This window comes from Nocardioides luteus (assembly GCF_000960475.2).
In the GTDB taxonomy this organism is placed as follows: domain Bacteria; phylum Actinomycetota; class Actinomycetes; order Propionibacteriales; family Nocardioidaceae; genus Nocardioides; species Nocardioides luteus_A.
Genome location: NZ_JZDQ02000003.1, coordinates 38,525 through 59,965 on the forward strand (window position 1 = coordinate 38,525; position 21,441 = coordinate 59,965).

Genomic DNA, 21,441 nt, shown 5'->3' on the forward strand with positions numbered 1-21,441 from the left:
GTACGTGTACAGCCCGGGCCTCAGGGCTTGAGCGTGACCGCGGTGTAGACCGGGTAGGCCGGGAAGGAGCCGATGTAGAAGTCGGCGACCTTCGAGCCGTGCAGGAACGAGTTCTTCGTGTAGATCAGCGGCACGACCGGGGCGTCGCCGAGGATCGTCCTGTCCGCCTGCGCCCACAGCTTCCCGGCCGCGTCCTCGTCGGTCTCGGCGAGCGCCTTCTTGATCAGCTCGTCGGCCGCCGCGGACGTGTAGCGGGAGATGTTGTAGCCACCGCCGCCGATCTGGCTGGAGTCGAACAGCGGCTGGATGTTGCCGGCCGCCGAGGGGTAGTCGGGCTGCCAGGAGCCCAGCGAGAGGTCGTACGCCCCGGCGTCGTCGCCCGTCGCGGTGGTCGTCCACGCGTCCTGCTCGAGCGGCTTGATGGTGACCTTGACGCCGACCTTCGCGTAGGCCTGCTGGATCGCCTCGGCCTTGGCCACGTCGGTGGCGTCGTTGGTCGCGATCAGGGTCAGGGCGAGGTCCTTGACGCCGGCCGAGGCCAGCAGCGACTTCGCCTTCGCCACGTCGCCGCTCTCCCCCGCGTCGTAGAGCTCGTAGTCCTCGCGGCCGGCGATCCCCGGCGTGATCAGCGTCGAGGCGGCGTCGGCGGAGACCGGTCCGCCGGCGGCGACGATGTAGGCCTTGCGGTCGATCGCGTAGTTGAGCGCCTGCCGCACCTTGACGTCCTTCAGCTTCGGGCTCTGGGTGTTGAGCGCCAGATACTCCAGCGCGCCCGGCCCGGAGGTCACCAGCCGCTTCTTGGCATCCGGCTTGCCCTGGATCTGGGCGAGCTGCGCGGGCGGGACGAAGTCGGCCCCAAAGGTCTTCTGGTCGGCCGGCGCGTCGGCGATCAGCTTCTGTGCCTCGACCGCCGGGTCCTGGCCCTGGCGGATGACGATCTTGTCGGGGCCGGCGGTGCGGACCGAGTCGGTCTCGGCGTCCCAGTGCTCGTTGCGTACGAGGACCAGGTCACCGCCTGCGGTGTAGGACTCCACGGCGTACGGACCGCTGGTCACCGGCTTCTGCCCGAAGGTGTCGGCGGGCGCCTTGCCGGCCGGGACCGGCGCGGTCGAGGTGGTCGAGACGATCCAGGGCCAGTCGCCGTAGGGCGCGTTGAGGTGGAAGACGATCGTCTTGTCGTCGGGGGTCTCGATGGAGTCGAGCTCCTTGCCGTCGAAGGGCCCCTGGTAGCCGTCGGACCCGGCGAGCAGGGAGCGGTGGTAGCCGATGCCCTCGGACAGCGCCGGCGCGTAGGTGCGCTCGATGGCGTACTTGACGTCCTTGGAGGTGATCGGGGTGCCGTCGGAGAACTCGATCCCGTCCTTGAGGGTGTACGTCCAGGTCTTGCCGTTCTCCGAGGGGGTGCCGGTGTCGGTCGCGAGGTCCGGGACGACCTCGGCCTCGCCGGACGTGCCGACCTTCCAGTTGGTCAGCCGGCGGTCGAGCAGGCCGAGCGTGGTGACCGCCAGGTTCCAGCTGTTGGCCGGGTCGAGCGTGATGCTGGTCGACGAGGTGAGGATCGTCAGCGTCCCGCCCTTCTGCCCGCCCTCCACGTCGCCGGAGGTCGAGTTGGCGCCGCCGCAGGCGGCCAGGGTGGTGGTGAGCGCCAGCGCCACCAGGGCGCTGCCGAGTCGCAGTCTCATGTGTGGGGTGTGTCCTTTCCTCTTTCGGGCCCCGTATCTCGGGATCGCCGTCAGACCCGTGGATCGAGGGCCCGGTAGGCCAGGTCGACGACGAGGTTCGCGACCACCACGAAGGCGGCGGCGAGGATGGTGACGCCGGTGATGACCGGCAGATCGGTGTGGCCGACGGCATCGATCAGCAGCGCGCCGAGGCCGTACATCGAGAAGACCCGCTCGGTGATCACCGCACCGCCGAGCAGGGCGCCGAGGTCGAGACCGAAAACGGTCACGACCGGCACCAGCGCGGTGCGGAGCGCGTGCCTGACGACCACGGTCCGCTCGCGCAGGCCCTTGGCGCGAGCGGTGCGGACGAAGTCCTCGCCGAGCGTCTCCAACAGCTGGCTGCGGGTCAGCCGGGCGTAGATCGCGGCGTTGAGCAGCGCGAGCACGCACCAGGGGGTGATCAGGTGGAACGCCCAGTCGACGGGGTTCTCGGTGAGCGGCACGTAGCTGCCCACCGGGACCACGTCGAGGGTGAACCCGAAGAACAGGATCGCCAACAGGCCGACCAGGTAGGACGGCATCGAGACACCGACCATCGCCGTGGTCATCACCGCCCGGTCGGGCAGCCGGCCTCGCCTGAGCGCGCTCACCGTGCCCGCCGCGACGCCGGTCAGGAGCCACAGCACCGCGGCGCCGGCGGCGATCGAGACGGTCACCGGGAAGGTCTGCGCGATCAGCGTCGTCACCGGCTGGTGGTGCTGGACGGAGTAGCCCAGGCAGGGCGCCGCGCACACGATCGCGCCGCCGCCATCGCCGAAGGTCCGTCCCGCGACAAGCCCCTTCAGGAATTCCAGGTACTGCACCCACAGCGGCTGGTCGACACCGAGGAACTCCCGCGCCTGCGCCAGGCTCTCGGGCGTGCACGGCTTGCCGCAGGCCATCCGCGCAGGGTCGGCCGGGAAGACGTAGAAGATGACGTACGTCGCGGCCGTGACCGCGAGCAGGACGCCGATGATCCCCGCGGTGCGGAGCACGAGGAACCTGATCATCCCCGGCTCCCGGAGACCCGCGGGTCGTACGCGTCGCGCAGCCCGTCGCCCAGCATGTTGAACCCGAGCGTGAGCAGGAAGAGTGCTGCCCCCGGCGCGAGGAGATACCAGGGATCGACCTGGATCCAGCTGACCGCGTTGGCGATCGTACGTCCCCACGACGGTGTCGGCGGCGTCACGCCGATCCCGAGGAAGGAGAGCGCGGCCTCGGCCGTGATCGCGCCGGGCACCGCCATCGTGGCGAGCACCGTGACCGAGGAGGCGAGGTTGGGCCAGATCTCGGCGCGGAGGATCCTGCTCGTCGGTGCGCCGATCGCGCGGGCGGCCAGCACGAAGTCCCGCGTGCGGAGCGTGAGCGTCAGCCCGCGCACCACCCGCGCCACCGACGGCCACCCGAAGGCTCCGATGACCAGCACGATGAAGAGCGCCTTCGGGAAGGAGCTCGGGACGATCGCGCCGAGCGCGATCATGAAGATCAGCGACGGGAAGGCGAGCATGAGGTCGGTGAAGCGCGAGAGCAGCATGTCGGCGAACCCGCCGGTGTAGCCCGCGACGACCCCGACCACGGTGCCCGCCACGACCGAGACGGCGGTCGCACCGAGGCCGACGAGCAGCGACGTACGGGCCCCGTAGACGAGGATCGCGAACAGGTCCCGGCCGGTCTGGGGCTCGACGCCGAGCCAGTGGGCTCCGCTCACCCCGCCGAACATCCCCATCGGCACGCCGGCGGCGTCGAGCGCCTCGATGTCGTAGGTGTAGGGATCGGTGTGGCTCAGCGCCGTCAGCAGCGGCGCGAGGACCGCCAGGAGCACGAAGCCGGCCACGAGCGCCGCACCCATGAGTGCCCATCGGTCGCCGCGGAGCTGACGCCAGGCGCCCGTCGTTGCCTGGAGGTGGTGGGGGTCGAGTACCGCCATGGATCATCGGGGCGAAGCGCCCGAACCGCCTTCTTGCTCAGAGTTATTAAGTACATCGGGTTTATACACTAAGAGCGTACGGGGGTATTCCCGGGGTCCCTCCGGGCGTCAGGGCCGCCAGGCTGCCCGGCGGCCTCCGGGTTGCCGTCTGCCCGCTCGGCTTGCCACGATCACGGCATGACCACCGATGAGGAGCACATCCGGCCTGAAGGCGTCGACGACCTCACCGTCGAGGCGCTCGGCACCATCAGCGAGGCGCTCGAGGCGATCGAGATCGCCCGCGGTCATCTGTACGCGATGCATCGCATCACCGGCACCGCCGACCTCACCCTCGGCAAGGGCGTCCAGCAGCTGCGCGAGGCCGGCCACACCGAGCTGGCGGACACGTTCGAGCGCGAGCTCGTCGGACGCAACGTCCTCGAAGGCAGGTGGACGTTCCAGATCGTCGAGGAGTACGACGACGGCTACTACGCCACCTTCAAGCGGCTGGAGAAAGAGGCTCGCGACGCTCTCGTCGGGGGCAAGCGACACCTCTACGAGTCGGAGCTGAAGGACGCCCGACGCACCCAGGGCCGGCGCGGCCACGAGCGCCGGCCCGAGCCAGGGGCCTGAGCCGGCCGGTCGTGTCGCCTGCGGCTAGGACACCGACTGAGCGGCGAGCTGGCCGCAGGCGCCGTCGATCTCGCGGCCACGGGTGTCGCGGACTGTCGTGGAGATGCCCTTGGCCTCGAGGCGGCGTACGAACTCACGCTCGTCGGCCGGGTCGGAGGCGGTCCACTTCGAGCCGGGGGTCGGGTTGAGCGGGATCAGGTTCACGTGGACCCAGCCCCAGTCGCCGTAGCCGTTCAGGACGTCGGCGAGCAGGTCGGCGCGCCAGGCCTGGTCGTTGATGCCGCGCATCATGGCGTACTCGATGGAGACGCGGCGCTTGGTCACGCGGGCGTAGTTCCAGGCGGCCTCGACGGTCTCGGCGACCGAGAAGCGGGTGTTGATCGGGACCAGCTCGTTGCGCAGCTCGTCGTCGGGTGCGTGCAGCGAGAGGGCGAGGGTGACCGGGATGCCCTCCTCGGTGAGCTGCTTGATCCTCGGCACGAGACCGACGGTGGAGACGGTCACGTGGCGGGCGGAGAGGCCCAGGCCTTCGGGGGCGGGCGAGGTGAGGCGGCGTACGGCGCCCATCAGCGCCTTGTAGTTGGCCATCGGCTCCCCCATGCCCATGAAGACCACGTTGGAGAGACGGCCCGGGCCACCGGGGATCTCGCCGCTGGCCATCTGCCGGGCCGCGACGACGACCTGGTGGACGATCTCGGCGGTCGACATGTTGCGCTCGAGACCGCCCTGGCCGGTGGCGCAGAACGGGCAGGCCATGCCACAGCCGGCCTGGGAGGAGATGCAGACCGTGGCGCGGTCGGTGTAGCGCATCAGCACGGACTCGACCAGGGCACCGTCGAAGAGCTTCCACAGCGTCTTGCGGGTGGTGCCCTTGTCGGCCTCCTGCTGACGGATCGGCGTCATCAGGTCGGGCAGGAACGTGTTGACGAGCTCCTCGCGCTGGTTCGCCGGGAGGTCCGTCATCTTGGCCGGGTCGTCGACCAGCCGCTCGAAGTAGTGCACCGAGAGCTGCTTGGCCCGGAATCCGGGCAGCCCGGCCTCCTTGGCCGCGTCCTGACGGCCGGCCAGGTCGAGGTCGGCCAGGTGGCGCGGCGGCTTCCCGCGACCCTTGGGCGGCGCCATCACCAGAGGCAGGCGGCGCCCCTCCATCGCGGCTGCCTCGGCCTCGGGGCTGTGCGGGGCTACGTCGGTCGCGGGGTCGGGCTCGGTCACCCCTCCAGTGTCCCACCGGCGTGCGGCGTACGGCGAAACCTCGATCCGGCCTGGCTGGTCAGCCCGTCTCGAGCAGGATCCAGAACACCAGCGCCCCGACGCCGACGACCACCAGCACGGTCAGGATGATCCCCAGCCAGACGAACTGGGCCAGACGGCGGGTCTTGCGCGGGACGAGCATGGCCAACGGCACGAGCAACGTCAGCGCCACCCACGGGAACAGCTGCTCGGCCCGCTCCTGCCCGACGACCCACGTCAGCAGAGCGCCCCAGGTGCCGGGCACCAGGATCGCGTACGCCAGGCCGATGTAGAACCCGACCAGGGCTGCCACGGTCGGGTGCGAGTCGTGCAGCCACGCCCACAGTCCACCGGACCCCGAGGACTCCCCCTCCGGGCCGTGATCTGCCTCGACGTCTGGATCGGGGTCCACGTCGAGGTCCGCGGGACGCTGGGTCACCCTTCAACCGTAACGCCCACCACCGGTATCACTTGGTAAAGAATCGCTGCCGCAGGAAACTGGGCCGGATCGCGGCGATCAGGCATCGACGGTGATCACGTCCGGGAGGCCGAGCGCTCGCCACCGGGCCAGATCCGGGGGTGTGCCGGTCAGCTCGCTCGCCAGGACCGTCCAGGCGGTGCCGTGGCCGATCAGCACGACATCCTCGCCGGCGTGGGCCGACAGGATGCCGGAGACCGCCTTCGTCACGCGGGCACGGCACTCCTCGAGCGGCTCCCAGCCGTCGTACGCAGGCACCGTCGGCTCCGCGAAGGCGCGCTCGACCGTGGCGTCGAAATCGTCGACCCACGCCTCGCCGCGGCGGTGCTCGCGGAGATCGTCGACCACGCCGACGTCGCCGTCGGTGAGCAGCTGGGCGGTCTGCTGTGCCTTGGGCTCGGGCGATGAGTACCACGCCGCGCCGGCCGGGAGCCGGTCACGCAGCGCCCAGACCTCGTCGAACCCGGCCGGGTCGAGCTCCCAGCGATCCGCGGCGACGCCGCGGACCTGGAGGGGTCGGCCGTGGCGTACGAGGTGGAGCATCAGAGGACGCGCCCTCAGAAAACCGCGTAGTGGAGGATCAGCCAGACCGGGGCGACGGTCGCCAGGAGCGAGTCGAGGCGGTCCATCAGGCCGCCGTGGCCGGGGATGATCTGGCTCATGTCCTTGATGCCGAGGTCGCGCTTGATGACCGACTCCACCAGGTCGCCCAGGACGGCCATCACGCAGGCGACGACGCCGAGGGCGACACCGACCCACCAGGGTCCGTCGAGGAGCCAGACGACCAGGCCGACGCCGGTGGCGACGGTGAAGACCACCGAACCGATGAAGCCCTCCCACGACTTCTTCGGGGAGATCACCGGCGCCATCGGGTGCTTGCCGAAGAGGACGCCGGCGACGTAGCCCCCGATGTCGGACATGATCGTCAGCAGGACCCAGACGATGATGCCGCGTACGCCGTCGTCGGAGATGCCGCCCGAGGTCCAGCCGCCGCCCTCGCGGAGCATGAGGGCGACGAACGAACCCAGGAACGGCAGGTAGAACAGGGTGAGCACCGATGCCGCCGACGTACGTACGTAGCCGTCGACCCCTCGGCGGAGCACCCACAGCATGATGACCAGAGCAGTGACCGCGGTGGCCGTCACCAGCGCGTCGGAGCCGAGGAAGTAGGCCACCAGGACCATCACCGTGCCGCCGATCATCAGCGGCTGCTCGGGGACGTCCATGTCCTTGGCCATCAGGCCGCGGTGGAGCTCCCAGGTCGCGGCGACGACACAGCCGACGACGATCAGCATGAACGCCGTCTTCACGAACATCAGGCTGAACGCGATGGCGACCAGCAGGACGACGGCGGAGCCGATCGCGGCAGGCAGGTTGCGGCCGGCGCGTCCGTAGTCCTTCTTCGGCGGCTCGGAAGCTGACGGCGACGGCGGCGTCTGGCTCACAACGGATTCCTTCATGCTCAGGTCCTTTTCTGGTCTCGACCCCGCGTGGCTCGCTCGCGCGACTGTGTCACTTGCTGGATCTCGACACGCGGTCACGCCTTCGCAAGCTCAGGCGTGCGCTCGCTCGATCTCTTCGCGTGGTGACCCTGCGGCTTCGTCGCAGGGTCACAGGCTCAGACCTCGAGCAGCTCGGCTTCCTTGGACTTCAGCAGATCGTCGATCGCGTCGGTGTGCTTCTTGGTGAGGCTGTCGAGGCGCTTCTCGGCACCGGTGATGTCGTCCTTGCTGGCCTCGCCGTCCTTCTCCAGCTTCTCCAGGCTCTGCTTCGCCTTCTGACGCACCTGGCGCACCGAGACGCGGCCCTGCTCGGCCTTCTCCTTGGCGAGCTTGATGTATTCCTTGCGGCGCTCCTCGGTGAGCTCGGGGAAGACCGCGCGCAGGATCTTGCCGTCGTTGGACGGGTTGACGCCGAGGTCGGAGTCACGGATCGCCTTCTCGACGTTGGCCATCGCGCCGATGTCGAACGGGGCGATGTTGATGATCCGCGGCTCGGGGCTGGTGAACGAGGCGAGCTGCTGGATCGGCGTCGGGGTGCCGTAGTAGTCGACCAGGATCTTGTTGAACATCTGCGGGGTGGCTCGGCCGGCACGGATGGTGGCGAAGTCCTCACGCGTGGAGTCCACCGACTTCACCATCTTGCTGTCGGCCTCGTTGAGGATGTCGTTGATCACCGGATGCTCCTGTGCGCTCGTAAGTTGTGTAGGTGTGGGTGGCGTGTGGGCTCGTGCCGCTCAGCCAGCGGTGACGAGCGTACCGATCTTCTCACCCTGGACGATCCGGTAGACCGCCCCCTCGTCCTCCGCGCCGTAGACCACGATCGGCATCTTGTTCTCCATGCAGAGGGCGAACGCGGTGGCATCGGCGATCTTGAGCTGCTTCTGCAGCGCCTCGCCGAAGGTGAGCTCATCGTACTTCGTCGCCGTCGGGTCCTTCTTCGGGTCGGCGGTGTAGACCCCGTCGACGCCGTTCTTGGCCATCAGGACCACCTCGGCGTGGACCTCGAGGGCACGCTGGGCGGCGACGGTGTCGGTGGAGAAGTAGGGCATGCCGGAGCCGGCCCCGAAGATCACGACCCGGCCCTTCTCGAGGTGGCGCATGGCCTTGCGCGGGATGTAGGGCTCGGCGACCTGGCCCATCGTGATGGCGGTCTGCACGCGGGTGTCGACGCCTTCCTTCTCGAGGAAGTCCTGCAGCGCGAGGCAGTTCATCACGGTGCCGAGCATGCCCATGTAGTCGGCGCGGGACCGGTCCATGCCGGCCTGCTGGAGCTCGGAGCCGCGGAAGAAGTTGCCGCCGCCGACGACGATCGCGACCTGGACGCCGGAGGCGGCGACAGCCGCGATCTCCTTGGCGATCGAGGCGACCACGATGGGGTCGACGCCGACCTCGCCACCGCCGAAGTTCTCTCCGGACAGCTTGATCAGGATGCGCTGGTAGCGGGTCATGCCGTGGCCTTTCCTCGGGCGACGTCGTGCGGGGTGGTGCAGGTGGGGGTGGCGTGCGAAAGGGCCGGTCCGATGATCACCATTCGGTTCATCGGACCGGCCCTTTCGTCGTACGTTGCTGCTTAACCTAACTGATCACGCCTCACGGCGCGGGGATCAGGCTCGGTTCAGGCGCCGACGTCGAAGCGGGCGAACTGCTTCACCTGCGTGTTGGCGGCGTCGAGGACCTGCTTGACGGACTTCTTCGACTCGAAGACCGACTCCTGGTCGAGCAGGACGATCTCCTTGAAGAACGCCTTGATCCGACCCTCGACGATCTTGGCGACGGCAGCCTCGGGCTTGCCCTCCTCGAGCGTCTTCTTGGTGAGGACGTCCTTCTCGGCCTCGACCACGTCGGCCGGGACCTCGTCGGAGGTCAGGTACTGCGCCTTGAGCGCGGCAGCCTGCTGGGCGGCCTGCTTGGCGGCCGCCTCGTCGCCCTCGTAGGCGACCAGGACGCCGAGGCTCGGCGGCAGGTCGGAGGCCTTCTTGTGCAGGTAGACCGTGGTCTCACCCTCGAAGTAGGCGACCTGGCCGAGCTCGATCTTCTCGCCGATGGTGCGGGCGAGCTCCTCGACGGTCTCGCCGACGGTCTTGTCGCCGAGCGAGACGGCCTTGAGGGCCTCGAGGTCGTTGATCTTGTTGGCGTTGGCGGCGTCGGCGATCTGCTGGGCAGCGGCGACGAAGCCCTCGTTCTTGGCGACGAAGTCGGTCTCCGAGAGGAGGCTGACCAGCGCGTTGCCCGAGGCGGCGACGAGGCCGGCCGAGGTGGTGCGCTCCGCGGCGCGGGCGGCGGCCTTGGCCGTGCCCTTGACGCGAAGGATCTCGACAGCCTTGTCGAAGTTGCCGTCAGCCTCGTCGAGCGCCTTCTTGCAGTCCATCATGCCGGCCTGGGTCAGCTCACGGAGCTTCTTGACGTCGGCAGCGGTGTAAGCCATGTGTGTCTTCCTCTGACTTGTTAAGTGGCTCTTGGGTGGACGTGAGGCTCAGGCCTCGGCCGGGGCCTCAGGGGTCTCGGCGGGGGTCTCCTCGGCCGGAGCCTCGGTCGCCTCGGCGGCGGGGGTCTCCTCGGCCTTGGCCTCCTCGGCGGCCGGGGTCGCCAGGAGCTCGCGCTCCCACTCGGCCAGCGGCTCCTCGGCGGTCGCACCCTCGGTGCCCTCGGTCTTGCCACCGGAGCGGGCGATGAGGCCCTCGGCGACGGCGTCGGCGACCACGCGGGTCAGCAGGCCGACCGCGCGGATGGCGTCGTCGTTGCCCGGGATCGGGAAGTCGACCTCGTCGGGGTCGCAGTTGGTGTCCAGGATGCCGACGATCGGGATCCGGAGCTTGCGAGCCTCCTCGACAGCGAGGTGCTCCTTCTTGGTGTCGACGATCCAGACGGCGGACGGGGTGCGACCCATCTCGCGGATGCCGCCCAGGGTCTTCTCGAGCTTGTCGCGCTCCCGCTTCATCTGCAGGAGCTCCTTCTTCGTGCGACCCGAGCCGGCGACGTCGTCGAAGTTGATCTCGTCGAGCTCCTTGAGGCGGTTGATCCGCTGGTGCACGGTCTGGAAGTTGGTGAGCATGCCGCCCAGCCAGCGCTGGTTGACGTAGGGCATCCCGACGCGGGTCGCCTGCTCGGCGATGGCCTCCTGGGCCTGCTTCTTGGTGCCCACGAACATGATCGTGCCGCCCTTGGCCACGGTCTCCTTGATGAAGGCGTAGCTGCGGTCGATGTAGGCCAGCGACTGCTGCAGGTCGATGATGTAGATGCCGTTGCGGTCGGTGAGGATGAACCGCTTCATCTTCGGGTTCCAGCGACGGGTCTGGTGTCCGAAGTGGACGCCGCTCTCGAGGAGCTGGCGCATGGTCACGACTGCCATGATGTTTTTTCTCCTAGGTGGTGGCCCGCGTTTGCACCGCTGGTGGCTCGACCTTGCTTTTCTCGAGGTCGGGCGGGTGCGGCGCGAGCCGGTCGGTTTTCAGTTTCGCGCCCATCGGTGTGATGGGCCCTGACGCCTGCACGCGGTCCGACCTGAGCGGATGCTCCGGACTGAGGGCCGCGCCCGCGGGCGACCGGCGTCTCGGAGCGAGGCACCGTCGCGGTCTGCTGGCGTGCGAAGTCAGCCCACAGGGGGCTGCCGGTCCAAGACTAGCCGCCGACGGGGGTCGCGGGCCAATCCGCCGTGGCTGGCGTCTTCTCGGGCCGATCGGTGTCCACAGGGGTATCTCGGGACGCGGTTATCCACAGGACGTACGAAGCTCGTTGTGCGGCTCCCTGATCCGGGGTTGTCTGCTCGCCATGACCTCGTATCGCCTCTCCGACCGGGCCCGCGCCCTCGTCGCGGCCCTGTTCCTCGTCGTCCTCGTGGCCCCATCAGGCCCAGCCTTCGGAACGCCACGTGCCGAGGTGGCGCCGTCCGGCGCCTCGCTGGGTGGGGCCGTGGGTCACGACGAGGGTCCGAGTCCGGTCGTCGCGGCTGACGAGGAGGTCCCGCAGGGCGAATGGCCGTTGGCGCCTCAGCCGGAGGTCGTGCGCCGCTTCGACGCGCCGGATGCCCCCTGGGGAGCGGGTCATCGTGGCGTGGACCTGGCCGGTTCGCTGGGAGCCGTCGTTCGCACCGCGATGGCGGGAAAGGTCGCGTTCGCCGGCATGATCGCCGGCAAGCCGGTGGTGAGCATCGACCATGGAGCCACCCGGACCACCTACGAGCCGGTGGTGGCGACCGTGGCCGTCGGCGACCCGGTGGCGGCCGGTGCGCCGCTGGGCAGGCTCGGCGTCGCCGGCTCCCACTGCTTCCCCGCCGCCTGCCTGCACTGGGGCTGGATCCGCAACGCGGACGACGTCTATCTCGACCCGCTGCTCCTCGTCGACGAGCCGCGGCCGGTCCGGCTCCTCCCCCTCTGGCGAGGTGAACCGGTCGGCTAGGCCGCTCACCAACGAGCGCGCCCGGGGTGACGCCTCGACCGACCGGGGCGACGCCTCGACGGGTCAGGCGCGGGGGTGGGCCTGGCGGTACGCCTTGCGGAGTCGGTCGCTGCTGACGTGGGTGTAGATCTGGGTGGTGGCCAGACTGGCGTGGCCGAGGAGCTCCTGGACCGAGCGGAGGTCGGCGCCGCCCTCGAGGAGGTGGGTCGCGGTGCTGTGGCGCAGTCCGTGAGGGCCGAGATCGGGGGCGCCGGGGACGTCGGCGAGGCGGCGGTGGACGAGGGTGCGTACGGCGCGCTGGTCGAGCCGGCCGCCCCGGGCACCGAGGAACAGGGCCGGACCGGAGGACTCGGTCAGCAGCTGGGGACGGCCACGGACGACCCAGCGGTCGAGTGCGCGCGCCGCGGGGCCGCCGAAGGGCACCATCCGTTCCTTGCGTCCCTTGCCGAACACCCGGACGACCCGGCGTTCGTAGTCGACGTCGTCCAGGTCGAGGCCGACGAGCTCGCCGACGCGGGCGCCGGTGGCGTAGAGCATCTCCAGCACGGCGATGTCGCGCATGCCGACCGGTGTGCCGTCCTCGGCGGCGGCGATCGCGGCGGCGATGAGGGACTCGACCTCGTCGGGGCGCAGTACGGGCGGGAGCGTGCGGTGGGCCTTCGGCGACCCGAGCGCGGCGCCGGCGTCAACCTGTGCCCGACCGGTCCGGACCAGCCATCCGCAGAAGACCCGGGCGGCGGTCGCCCTCCGGGCCAGAGTCGTACGCGAGTGGCCGGTGGTCTGCTGCTTGGCCAGCCAGCTGCGCAGCGTGCGCAGGTCGATGGCCTCGGGCTCGGTGCGGCCCATCCGGCCGGCGTGGTCGAGCAGGCTGCGGATGTCGCCCAGGTAGGCCCGGACCGTGTGGTCGGAGAGGCCGCGCTCGGCGCTGAGGTGTCGTTCGTAGTCCCCGAGGAGGGCGGCGTAGGGCTCGGGAAGCTCCGCCTCCGCGGACCCGCCCTCCGCGTCTGCCTCCGGATCAGCGCTCACCCGAGCCAGGATAGGTCGTGACTCGAGGCTCAGGTGCGAGCCGCGCCCGGCGCCAGCTGCCACCCCTCCGGGAACCGCTCAGCGAGGCCGAGCGCCTCGAGCCGCGACAAGGCGGTGCCGGCTGTCTTCGGGTGCAGGCACGCCGCCCTCGCGATGTCGAGCTGCGACGAGGGGCTGCTGACCGGGACCGCGTCGAGGACCTGTTTCTCGACGGAGGTGAGCGAGTCGCGGCGGCGTACGGGGCCTCGGGGCTCGACCGGGAGGGCCTCCCCCATGTCGCCGACGAGCTCGCGTACGTCGAGACCGTCCGTCACCAGGACGCCCTTGCCCCGGCGGACGAGATCGTGGGTGCCGACCGAGGTCATCGCTCCGACCTGACCCGGGACCGCCATCACCGGGGTGTTGATGCTGTAGGCCCAGTGGGAGGTGTTGAGGGAGCCGCTGCGCGCCGCCGCCTCGACGACCACGGTGCCCCGGGCGAGCGCGGCGATGATCCGGTTGCGGGAGAGGAATCGATAGCGCGTGACCGGGAAGCCGGGAGCGATCTCCGAGATCACCGCCCCGCTCTCGGCGATCGCGTCGATCAGGCGCCGGTTGCGCAGTGGATAGGGAACGTCGACGCCACCCGCGAGCACGGCGACGGTGCTCCCTGGCGGGCCGGTGAGTGCGCCCCGGTGTGCGGCCGCGTCGATTCCGACCGCAGCCCCGGAGACGGTCACGAAGTCGTTGACCGCCAGGTCGGCGGCGATCCGCGCCGCGGCATCGGCGCCGTAGGCCGTCGCATCCCTGGACCCGACGATGGCGACGGAGCGGTCGAGGTCGCTGAGCAGGAGCGGTCCCCGCACCCACAGTCCGAGCGGGGTGCCGGTGCGGTGTTGCAGTGGCTCCAGCCCGGCGAGCCGTTCGACCTGGGTGGGCCACTCCTCGTCGCCGGGGATGACATAGCGGAAGCCGGCATTGGTCGCCCGCTCCAGGTCTCGGTCGGGATGGATCTGGGCCAGCCGCGACCTCGCTTCGAACCCGTCGTCGCCGAGATCGGGGTCCTCCTCCGCGAAGCGGCGATAGACGTCGGTCGCGGTGGATCCGACCAGACAGGTGTCGAGAAGTGGGGTGCCGGGCTCGATCAGCTGGGTCAGCGCAATCCGGGCCAGGCGCTCGCGCTCGAGGTCGGTGAACGTGGGCGCGACGGGCGCGGTGGTCATGCGGACCTCCCCTCGAAGACCGATACCGTGAGCGAGCCTCCGCTGCGCAACGCGAGCGCCGTCTCGGTCTCGGCCACGCCCGGCCAGTCGACACCGGCGAGGTCGGCCACCGTCCAGGCGAGGCGATGCACCCGGACCGCGCCACGACGGGTCAGGGCACCGGAGAAGATGCGTGAGTCGATGAGCGCCTCGGCCGACGGCGGCAGTGGCCAGTGGTCGCGCAGCGCGATCCCGCTGGCCTGGCCGTTGAGCCGCCACCCGAAGTCGGCGTAGCGCTCCTGTTGGCGGCGCCTGGCCGCAGCGACCCGCTCGCGGATGTCGGCGCTGGTCTCCGAGCCCCACGGGTCGTGGTTCTGCTCGGACATCGGTCGCAGCGTGCGGGTGATGTCGATGCGGTCGGTGATCGGTCCGGAGACCTTGCGCTCGTAGGCCTGGCGCTCGTTGGACCGGCAGATGCAGCCGTCCTTGGTGATCGAGGCGTCGTAGTTGCCGCACGGGCACGGGTTGGCGGCGAGCACGACGAGGGCCCGCGCCGGAAGCGTCACCGACTCCTCTCCCCGTGACACGGTGATGTCGCCGCTCTCCAGGGGCTCGCGCAGGCACTCGATGACGTCGCTCTTGAACAGCGGGAACTCGTCGAGGAAGAGGACGCCGGCGTGCGACAGCGAGACCTGGCCCGGGCGGACCCGTCCGCTGCCGCCACCGACGATGCCCGGCTTCGAGGCGTCGTGGTGGGGAGCCGCGAACGGCGGCCTGGTCAGGAGCCCGTGGTCCACGTCCAGCACGCCCGCCAGCGACTGCACCGCCATCACCTCCAGCGACTCCTCACGCGAGAGGTCGGGGAGGATCGTCGGGATCCGCTCGGCGATCGACGTCTTCCCGCAGCCCTTCGGCCCCTTGAGCAGCAGGTGGTGTCCACCGGCGGCCGCGACCTCGACCGCGTAGCGGGTCTCGGGCATCCCGCGAAGGTCGGACATGTCCATGTCGTCGAGGCGACGGTCGCCCCGCCAGCCGAGCAGGCTGCCGCCGGTGCCGGTCGCGACCGGCGGCGCGTCGGGCACCGGCTCGCCGCGCAGCTCCGCGACCACCTGGCCCAGCGACCGGAACCCCAGGATCTCCATCCCGGGCACCATCCGCGCCTCGGCGACCTGCGGCTCCGGCACCACCACCCGAGCGATCCCGGCGTGGGAGGCGGCGAGCACCATCGGGAGCACGCCGGAGGTCGGCCGCAGTCCACCGTCGAGCGCGAGCTCGCCGATGAAGACCGTGCGTTCCAGGCCGATGGTCTCGATCTCGCCGCCCGCCGCGAGGATGGCCAACGCCATCGCGAGGTCGTAGTGCGAGCCGCCCTTCGGCAGGTCGGCCGGCGAGAGCAGCACCGTGATCCGCTTGGTCGCGGGCCACTCGAGATCCGAGTTGATGATCGCCATCCGCACCCGGTCGCGGCCCTCGGCCAGCACGCTGTCGGCGCGGCCGACCAGTGTCACCCCCACCAGCCCGGGCGAGACGTCGGCCTGCACGTCGACCAGGTGGCCGACCGCGCCGCGAAGCGCGACGCCATGAGTGCGTGCGTATCCCATCACAGGCCCCTGACGTGCTCGACCAGCGCCGACCCGCGGGGCGCGTGCATCACCGCGACGAGATCGATCCGGATCCCCGGTGCTCGCACGTCGTGCTGCTCCAGCCAGGCGATCGCCAACCGCTTCAGCCGGTCGAGCTTGGTCTTGTCGACCGCCTCGTGCGGAGTGCCGCAGCCGTCATGGCTGCGGGTCTTCACCTCGCAGACGACCAGGGTGTCGCCCTCCCGGAGGACCAGGTCGATCTCTCCGTCCGGGCATCGCCAGTTGCGATCGAGCACGGTCATGCCCGCCTCGACCAGGTGCCTCTCGGCGACCGATTCGCCGTAGTTTCCCAGCGCGATCCGCGCCGGCGCCGTTGAACTCATCATGGACCTCCTGCCATTCGGCTTCGAGGTCCAGACTCATCGCGAGCACCGACAACCAGAGGGAGTTCCGGGGCGCCTGGGGATAACCCCGGATCGAGATCGCCCTGTGGACGGAAACTGGCCCGCTGGGCTGAGGGCGGTCAGTCCAGCGGCTGGTCGATGTCGGTCGGGTTGAGCGTCTCGACGTTGACGTCCTTGAAGGTGAGCACCTTGACCGCCTTCGCGAAGCGGGCCGGCCGATACATGTCCCACACCCAGACGTCGTTCATCGACACCTCGAAGTAGACGTCGCCCGAGTCCGTACGCGCCCGGACATCGACCTGGTTGCACAGATAGAACCGACGGTCGGTCTCGACGACGTACTTGAAGATGCCGACCACGTCGCGATACTCGCGGTAGAGGGTCAGCTCCATCTCGGTCTCGTACTTCTCGAGATCCTCCGCGCTCATGCCGCCACCTCCGTCGAGGAAAGCAGAGAATACGGACGCGGCGGCCTGAGGTCGACGGTCGCTCGCTGACGCTCGCTCATGTTCTACGACTCTAGGGCCAAGACAGGCGAAGTGCCGGGAAGACTCCACGAGCGGCGGTGATATGCCGAGGGACCGAGGCGTTCGAGCGCGGCGATGTGGGCGGGCGCGGAGTAGCCCTTGTTGTCGGCCCACGCGTAGTCGGGATACTCCTCGTGCAGCGCGACCATCAGCGCGTCGCGCGAGGTCTTGGCCAGGATCGACGCCGCGGCGACGGCGGCGCACTTCATGTCGGCCTTGATCATCGTTGTCACCGGCGGCACCTCGACCTCGTCCACCATCGCGGAGACCTCACCGAAGAGGCCCTCCTGCACCGGCGGGGTCAGGTAGTTGTGGTTGCCGTCGAGCAGCAGTGCGTCAGGACGTACGTCCAGGGCGCCGAGCGCCCGCTGACCGGCCAGCCGCATCGCGGCCATGATCCCGACCTCGTCGATCTCGGAGGCCAGGGCGTGCCCGACGGCGGAGTCGACGGCCCACCGGCGCACCTTCGGCGCGAGCGCCTCGCGGGCCTCAGGGGTGAGCAGCTTCGAGTCGCGTACGCCCTGGGGTGCCGTCCGCGTCGCCGCGGAGATCACCACGATGCCGATGGAGACCGGCCCGCACAGAGCGCCCCGCCCCACCTCGTCGACGGCACCGAGATGGGTGACGCCGTCGCGCAGCATGGACCGCTCGACCCGGAGGGTGGGCGCCGTGCTCATGGTGACGGCACACCCTCGAAGCTGTCGGGCCGGTGGATCCACTTGGCCCGGCTCAGCGGCCAGCCGAGCGCGACGACCTTGCCGACCACGTTGTCCTCCGGCACCCACGGCACCAGCGCGCAGTCGGTCTCGTTGGCGGTGCACATGTGCACGGTCGAGTCGGCCGAGTTGGCCCGGTTGTCGCCCATCACGAACAGCGACCCGTCGGGCACCGGACCGATCTCCCAGTGACGGGTGCCGGGCATCGGCCCGAAGCACTCGCCCTCCTTGTTGGGACGGCCGCACTTCGTCTCGGCCGGCCGGGCGTACGGCTCGTCGATCGGGACGCCGTTGACCATCAGCCGGCCCTGCTTGTCGCAGCACTCGATGACGTCGCCGGGGACCCCGATGACCCGCTTCACCAGGTGGCCGCCCTCGGGATAGAGCCCGATGATCGCCAGCCCCTTGCCGAGAATGTTGCTCGGGCCAGCCGACTCGTCGACACCGAGCCAGGAACCCGGGTCGGAGAAGACCACGACGTCGCCGCGCTCCGGCGTGCCGGCGAGCCAGTAGGACGGCTTCTCCACCAGCACCCGGTCGTCGGTCGCCACCGACGGGCCGCCCTGCAGGCCCGGCTCCATCGACTCCGAGGGGATGTAGAAGGCCTGCACGAACAGGGCCTTGACGACGACCGCGACCAGCACGGCCAGGACGACCAGGACGATGCCCTCCTGCCAGGCCGACAGCCGCGGCTTGTGCTCCTCCTCATGACGTCCCGATCCGTTGCCAGGGACGCCCGGGCCACGCTGCTCAGGGGTCCAGCGCGGCGCCTGGGGAGAAGACGAGAACGACCGCGATCCTCCCATGTCGGGCCCGTCCCAGCGGGCCTGGGGCCCGACGCCGACGGATGGATCGCGGTCGTTCGAAGTCACGCGGTGAGTCTAGAGACTCCCTCCACAACGAGCCTCATCGACTCGCAATGCTCAGGAAACCCTCAGACCTCCGAGGCTCACGCCTCGCGGCGCTCCTTGATCTTCGCCTTCTTGCCGCGCAGGTTGCGCAGGTAGTAGAGCTTCGCGCGACGGACGTCACCGCGGGTGACGATCTCGATCTGCTCGAAGATCGGGGAGTGCAGCGGGAAGGTGCGCTCGACACCCACGCCGAAGGAGACCTTGCGGACGGTGAAGGTGCGGCCGATGCCGGAGCCGTGGACGCGGATCACGACGCCCTGGAAGACCTGGACGCGGGACCGGTTGCCCTCGACGACCTTGACGTGCACCTTGACGGTGTCACCGGCGCGGAACTCCGGCAGGTCGTCGCGCTTGGAGGCGTTGCCGACCTCAGCGAGTACGTTGCTCATCTTTTCTCCTCACGCTCGCCACAGGCCGATCGCGGTCATCATTGCCCTGGTCAGGGCGGACTTTGGCGGTGGTCCAGCCGCGGTGGCCGGCGGCGTACGGTTCCCCCTGTGGCAGGAGCCCGTCGCAACACCTCCGGGTGTCTTCTTCGGAGCGTGCCTCGGCCGACTGGACCGGCCCACAAGTCTGCCACAGCGCCGCGGACCGCCGAGAATCGAGACGCGGAGACGTACGCAGCGCCTCCGGGCCCCGTGCGAGGATTCCTCCGTGACCGACACCGACTGGCCGCCGCACACCTACGTGACGCGCCCCTACCGGCAGCGGATCCCTCGCGGTCCGCGCGTGGACCGGCTGCTCCGTGAGGTCACGGTGGCGCTGCCGCCGCACATCGCCGATCTCGACCTGGCGCTGGAGCGACCGGTGGCGGCGATGACGACCGCCAGCGCCGGCGCGCTCCGCCACCTCGACCTCGTCCACGGCCGGACGTTGGACGGGCTCAACCACCTGCAGCTGCGCACCGAGGCGATCGACTCCTCCAAGATCGAGCACGTCGAGGCGAGCCTGGCCGACTACGGCCGCGCCCTGCTCGGTATCGGCGCCAACTCCTCGGCGACCTCGATGGCCTCCGCGACCAAGGCGATGGCACGACTGATCAGAGACGCCGATTCGACGCGCAAGATCACCTCCGACGCCATCCTGCGCGCACACCAGGACCTCTTCGCGCGTCACCCCGACGAGGCGGCCACCGCCGGCAGGTTCCGCACCGTGCAGAACTGGGTCGGCGGCTCCGACTACGCGCCCCGTGACACCCTCCACGTGCCCCCGCCACCGGAGACCGTCGTCGACTACATCGAGGACCTGGTCTCCTTCGCGAACCGCGACGACCTCTCCCCCATCGCGCAGGCGGCGATCGTGCACGCCCAGTTCGAGTCGATCCACCCCTTCATCGACGGCAACGGCCGCATCGGCCGGGCGCTCATCCACGCCGTGCTGCGCCGGCGTCGCGCCTCGCGTCACCTGACCGTCCCCATCGCCTCGGCGCTCGTCGCCCACCGTGACCGCTACTTCGCGGCTCTCAACGACTACCGGGCCGGCACCGCGGCCACGATCATCGCGATGCTCGCCGCCTCGACGACCATCGCCACGACCGAGTCCTGGAAGACGGCCGAGACGCTGGAGAGCATCCGGCAGGGCTGGGGCGAGGCGGCCGGCGGCCCGCGGCCCGGGTCTGCTGCGTACCGTCTCCTCGACTTCCTCACCGAGGAGCCCATCCTCAACGTCGAGCTCGTCACCACGTCGCTCGGGCTCGAGGACGTCCCCGGGACGATCGAGGGGCTGGAACGGGCCGGTGTCCTCACCCGCATCAAGCGCACCCGCCGCTCCCCCGTGTGGGTCGCCCCGGCCGTACTGGCCGAGGTCGAGGACCTCAGCGCCCGCATCCAGCACCAGGCCCGTCAGCTTCCGTACGGACCCCGCTGACGTACGCCACGAGGCCCGCCCCGGCGAACCGGGACGGGCCTCGTGGAGGATGCGAGCAGATCAGCCGAGCTCGGAGTAGCCCGGCTCGTGGAGGACGGTGTCGATACCGGCGACCTCGTCCTCCTCCTTGGCGCGGAAACCGATGGTCTTCTCGATCGCGAGGCCGATGATGAAGGCGACCACGAACGAGAACACGATGACGGTGAGCGAGGAGAGCAGCTGAGCGCCGAGCTGGGTGAAGCCGAACCCGTCGATGACGGTGTCGCGGCCGACGAGGTCCGCCGCACCGAAGACACCGACCCAGAGGCAGCCGATGAAACCGCCGACGAGGTGGATACCGACCACGTCGAGGGTGTCGTCGAAGCCGAGCTTGAACTTCAGCTCGATCGCGAGCGCGCAGACCGCGCCGGCGAACAGGCCGAGCACGAGCGCCCAGACCGGGGTGAGGAAGGCACAGGCCGGGGTGATGGCGACCAGACCGGTGACGATGCCGGAGGCGGCGCCGACAGCAGTCGGCTTGCCGTCCTTGAACTGCTCGACGATGAGCCAGCCGATCATGGCCGCGGCCGGGGCGAGCAGCGTGTTCAGGAAGATCATCGAGGTCTGGCCCTCACCCGCACCGAAGACACCGGTGTTGAAGCCGAACCAGCCGAACCACAGGATCGCGGCGCCGATCAGCACCAGCGGTACGTTGTGAGCGACCGTCTCCTCCTTGGAGAAGCCCACCTTGCGCTGCCCGACGACGAGCGCCAGAGCCAGGGCCGCCGCACCGGCGGACTGGTGGATGACCGTACCGCCGGCCCAGTCGAGCGCGGCGCCGAGGCCGTAGACGTTGTTGGCGAGCCAGCCGTAGAAGTTGCCGTCCGCGTCGATGCCCCAGATCCAGCGGAAGGTCGGGAAGACGACGAAGGTGGAGAAGAACGCGGCGAAGATCATCCACGGCCAGAAGCGGGCACGGTCGGCCACCGCACCGGAGACCAGCGCGACGGTGATGATGCAGAACGCGACCAGGAACGCGTGACCACCGAAGAGGTTGGCGGTCTTCTCGCCGGCAGCCCCGGAGGCGAGGCTCACCATCCCGAAGTCCTCGAACGGGTTACCGAAAAGCTTGCTGCCACCGCTGGTGCCGTTGCCGGCGATACCGGTGCCGCCGTAGAGGACGTAGAGGATCGTGACGACGGCGATCGAGCCGAAGCTCAGCATCATCATCGACACGACGGACTTGGCCTTGACCAGACCGCCGTAGAAGAACGCGAGGCCGGGGGTCATGAAGATGACCAGGGCCGCGCACAGGAGTTGCCATGCAAGTTCGACAGACATTCAGTGCCTCATTGATTGAGTCTCGGGATGGGGCTGTGACGCCACGCGAGCCACATCGCT

General features: G+C 69.8%; 23 protein-coding genes. 3 read left to right on the forward strand and 20 right to left on the reverse strand.

Annotated elements, in window-relative coordinates; genetic code table 11:
• Positions 1-20: 20 nt before the first annotated feature.
• The 3 genes from UG56_RS02495 to UG56_RS02505 are packed head-to-tail and all read right to left on the reverse strand — an operon-like array spanning position 21 to position 3,630.
• Positions 21-1,682, reverse strand: a complete 1,662-nt coding sequence (locus UG56_RS02495; RefSeq protein ID WP_045549311.1) for an ABC transporter substrate-binding protein — start codon at positions 1,680-1,682, stop codon at positions 21-23.
• A 50-nt stretch (positions 1,683-1,732) separates the two neighbouring features.
• Entirely contained in the window at positions 1,733-2,713 is a 981-nt protein-coding gene (locus UG56_RS02500) for an ABC transporter permease (protein ID WP_045549310.1), read from the reverse strand.
• A complete protein-coding gene (locus tag UG56_RS02505) occupies positions 2,710-3,630 on the reverse strand; it encodes an ABC transporter permease (RefSeq protein WP_045549309.1) in 921 nt (306 codons plus the stop codon). The genes UG56_RS02500 and UG56_RS02505 overlap by 4 nt, the downstream gene beginning before the upstream one ends.
• Positions 3,631-3,807: 177 nt before the next feature.
• Here UG56_RS02505 and UG56_RS02510 point away from each other — a divergent pair, with 177 nt between their 5' ends.
• Positions 3,808-4,242, forward strand: a complete 435-nt coding sequence (locus UG56_RS02510; RefSeq protein ID WP_045549308.1) for a hypothetical protein — start codon at positions 3,808-3,810, stop codon at positions 4,240-4,242.
• 24 nt (positions 4,243-4,266) lie between these two features.
• Here UG56_RS02510 and rlmN read toward each other — a convergent pair whose 3' ends face one another.
• The 8 genes from rlmN to rpsB all read right to left on the reverse strand — a co-directional run bounded on the left by rlmN (position 4,267) and on the right by rpsB (position 10,801).
• The gene (rlmN, locus tag UG56_RS02515; protein ID WP_045549321.1) at positions 4,267-5,391 is read right to left on the reverse strand and encodes a 23S rRNA (adenine(2503)-C(2))-methyltransferase RlmN; all 1,125 of its coding nucleotides are present in this window, start codon (positions 5,389-5,391) and stop codon (positions 4,267-4,269) included.
• Between the two features lie 121 nt (positions 5,392-5,512).
• Positions 5,513-5,911, reverse strand: coding sequence for a hypothetical protein (locus tag UG56_RS02520; protein ID WP_045549307.1), 399 nt, complete (start codon positions 5,909-5,911; stop codon positions 5,513-5,515).
• Positions 5,912-5,989: 78 nt separating this feature from the next.
• Complete coding sequence (locus tag UG56_RS02525) at positions 5,990-6,493, reverse strand: histidine phosphatase family protein (RefSeq protein ID WP_052693633.1); 504 nt, start codon at positions 6,491-6,493, stop codon at positions 5,990-5,992.
• 14 nt (positions 6,494-6,507) lie between these two features.
• Entirely contained in the window at positions 6,508-7,410 is a 903-nt protein-coding gene (locus UG56_RS02530) for a phosphatidate cytidylyltransferase (RefSeq protein ID WP_045549306.1), read from the reverse strand.
• A 158-nt stretch (positions 7,411-7,568) separates the two neighbouring features.
• On the reverse strand, positions 7,569-8,123 hold the full coding sequence (frr, locus tag UG56_RS02535) for a ribosome recycling factor (protein WP_218145114.1): 555 nt from the start codon (positions 8,121-8,123) through the stop codon (positions 7,569-7,571).
• 63 nt (positions 8,124-8,186) lie between these two features.
• Positions 8,187-8,900 carry a UMP kinase gene (gene pyrH, locus UG56_RS02540; protein ID WP_045549304.1) on the reverse strand — a complete coding sequence of 238 codons (714 nt, stop codon included), beginning with the start codon at positions 8,898-8,900 and terminating at the stop codon, positions 8,187-8,189.
• 167 nt (positions 8,901-9,067) lie between these two features.
• Positions 9,068-9,877, reverse strand: coding sequence for a translation elongation factor Ts (gene tsf, locus UG56_RS02545; RefSeq protein ID WP_008363301.1), 810 nt, complete (start codon positions 9,875-9,877; stop codon positions 9,068-9,070).
• A gap of 48 nt (positions 9,878-9,925) precedes the next feature.
• A complete protein-coding gene (gene rpsB / locus UG56_RS02550; RefSeq protein WP_045549303.1) occupies positions 9,926-10,801 on the reverse strand; it encodes a 30S ribosomal protein S2 in 876 nt (291 codons plus the stop codon).
• 419 nt (positions 10,802-11,220) lie between these two features.
• On the opposite strand from rpsB, the gene UG56_RS02555 reads away from it, so the two are divergent.
• On the forward strand, positions 11,221-11,847 hold the full coding sequence (locus tag UG56_RS02555) for a peptidoglycan DD-metalloendopeptidase family protein (protein ID WP_045549302.1): 627 nt from the start codon (positions 11,221-11,223) through the stop codon (positions 11,845-11,847).
• A gap of 63 nt (positions 11,848-11,910) precedes the next feature.
• On the opposite strand, the gene UG56_RS02560 is transcribed toward UG56_RS02555, so the two are convergent.
• The 8 genes from UG56_RS02560 to rplS all read right to left on the reverse strand — a co-directional run bounded on the left by UG56_RS02560 (position 11,911) and on the right by rplS (position 18,584).
• Positions 11,911-12,873: a tyrosine recombinase XerC gene (locus UG56_RS02560; protein ID WP_045549301.1), complete on the reverse strand. Its 963-nt coding sequence runs from the start codon at positions 12,871-12,873 to the stop codon at positions 11,911-11,913.
• Between the two features lie 29 nt (positions 12,874-12,902).
• Positions 12,903-14,075, reverse strand: coding sequence for a DNA-processing protein DprA (gene dprA, locus UG56_RS02565; RefSeq protein WP_045549300.1), 1,173 nt, complete (start codon positions 14,073-14,075; stop codon positions 12,903-12,905).
• Entirely contained in the window at positions 14,072-15,655 is a 1,584-nt protein-coding gene (locus UG56_RS02570; RefSeq protein WP_071326837.1) for a YifB family Mg chelatase-like AAA ATPase, read from the reverse strand. The genes dprA and UG56_RS02570 overlap by 4 nt, the downstream gene beginning before the upstream one ends.
• Positions 15,655-16,020, reverse strand: a complete 366-nt coding sequence (locus UG56_RS02575; protein WP_045550892.1) for a YraN family protein — start codon at positions 16,018-16,020, stop codon at positions 15,655-15,657. The genes UG56_RS02570 and UG56_RS02575 overlap by 1 nt, the downstream gene beginning before the upstream one ends.
• 140 nt (positions 16,021-16,160) lie before the next feature.
• Positions 16,161-16,469 carry a DUF2469 domain-containing protein gene (locus tag UG56_RS02580; RefSeq protein ID WP_045550889.1) on the reverse strand — a complete coding sequence of 103 codons (309 nt, stop codon included), beginning with the start codon at positions 16,467-16,469 and terminating at the stop codon, positions 16,161-16,163.
• 83 nt (positions 16,470-16,552) lie between these two features.
• A complete protein-coding gene (locus UG56_RS02585; RefSeq protein WP_045550888.1) occupies positions 16,553-17,245 on the reverse strand; it encodes a ribonuclease HII in 693 nt (230 codons plus the stop codon).
• The gene (lepB, locus tag UG56_RS02590) at positions 17,242-18,156 is read right to left on the reverse strand and encodes a signal peptidase I (RefSeq protein WP_045550887.1); all 915 of its coding nucleotides are present in this window, start codon (positions 18,154-18,156) and stop codon (positions 17,242-17,244) included. Before lepB ends, UG56_RS02585 begins: the two co-directional genes overlap by 4 nt.
• A 77-nt stretch (positions 18,157-18,233) precedes the next feature.
• Complete coding sequence (gene rplS / locus UG56_RS02595; protein ID WP_045550886.1) at positions 18,234-18,584, reverse strand: 50S ribosomal protein L19; 351 nt, start codon at positions 18,582-18,584, stop codon at positions 18,234-18,236.
• 265 nt (positions 18,585-18,849) lie between these two features.
• Between rplS and UG56_RS02600 the strand changes: the two genes are divergently transcribed.
• A complete protein-coding gene (locus tag UG56_RS02600; RefSeq protein WP_045550885.1) occupies positions 18,850-20,061 on the forward strand; it encodes a Fic family protein in 1,212 nt (403 codons plus the stop codon).
• Between the two features lie 60 nt (positions 20,062-20,121).
• Here UG56_RS02600 and UG56_RS02605 read toward each other — a convergent pair whose 3' ends face one another.
• Positions 20,122-21,381 (reverse strand): ammonium transporter, encoded by a 1,260-nt coding sequence (locus tag UG56_RS02605; RefSeq protein WP_045550884.1) that lies wholly within the window; start codon positions 21,379-21,381, stop codon positions 20,122-20,124.
• Positions 21,382-21,441: the final 60 nt, after the last annotated feature.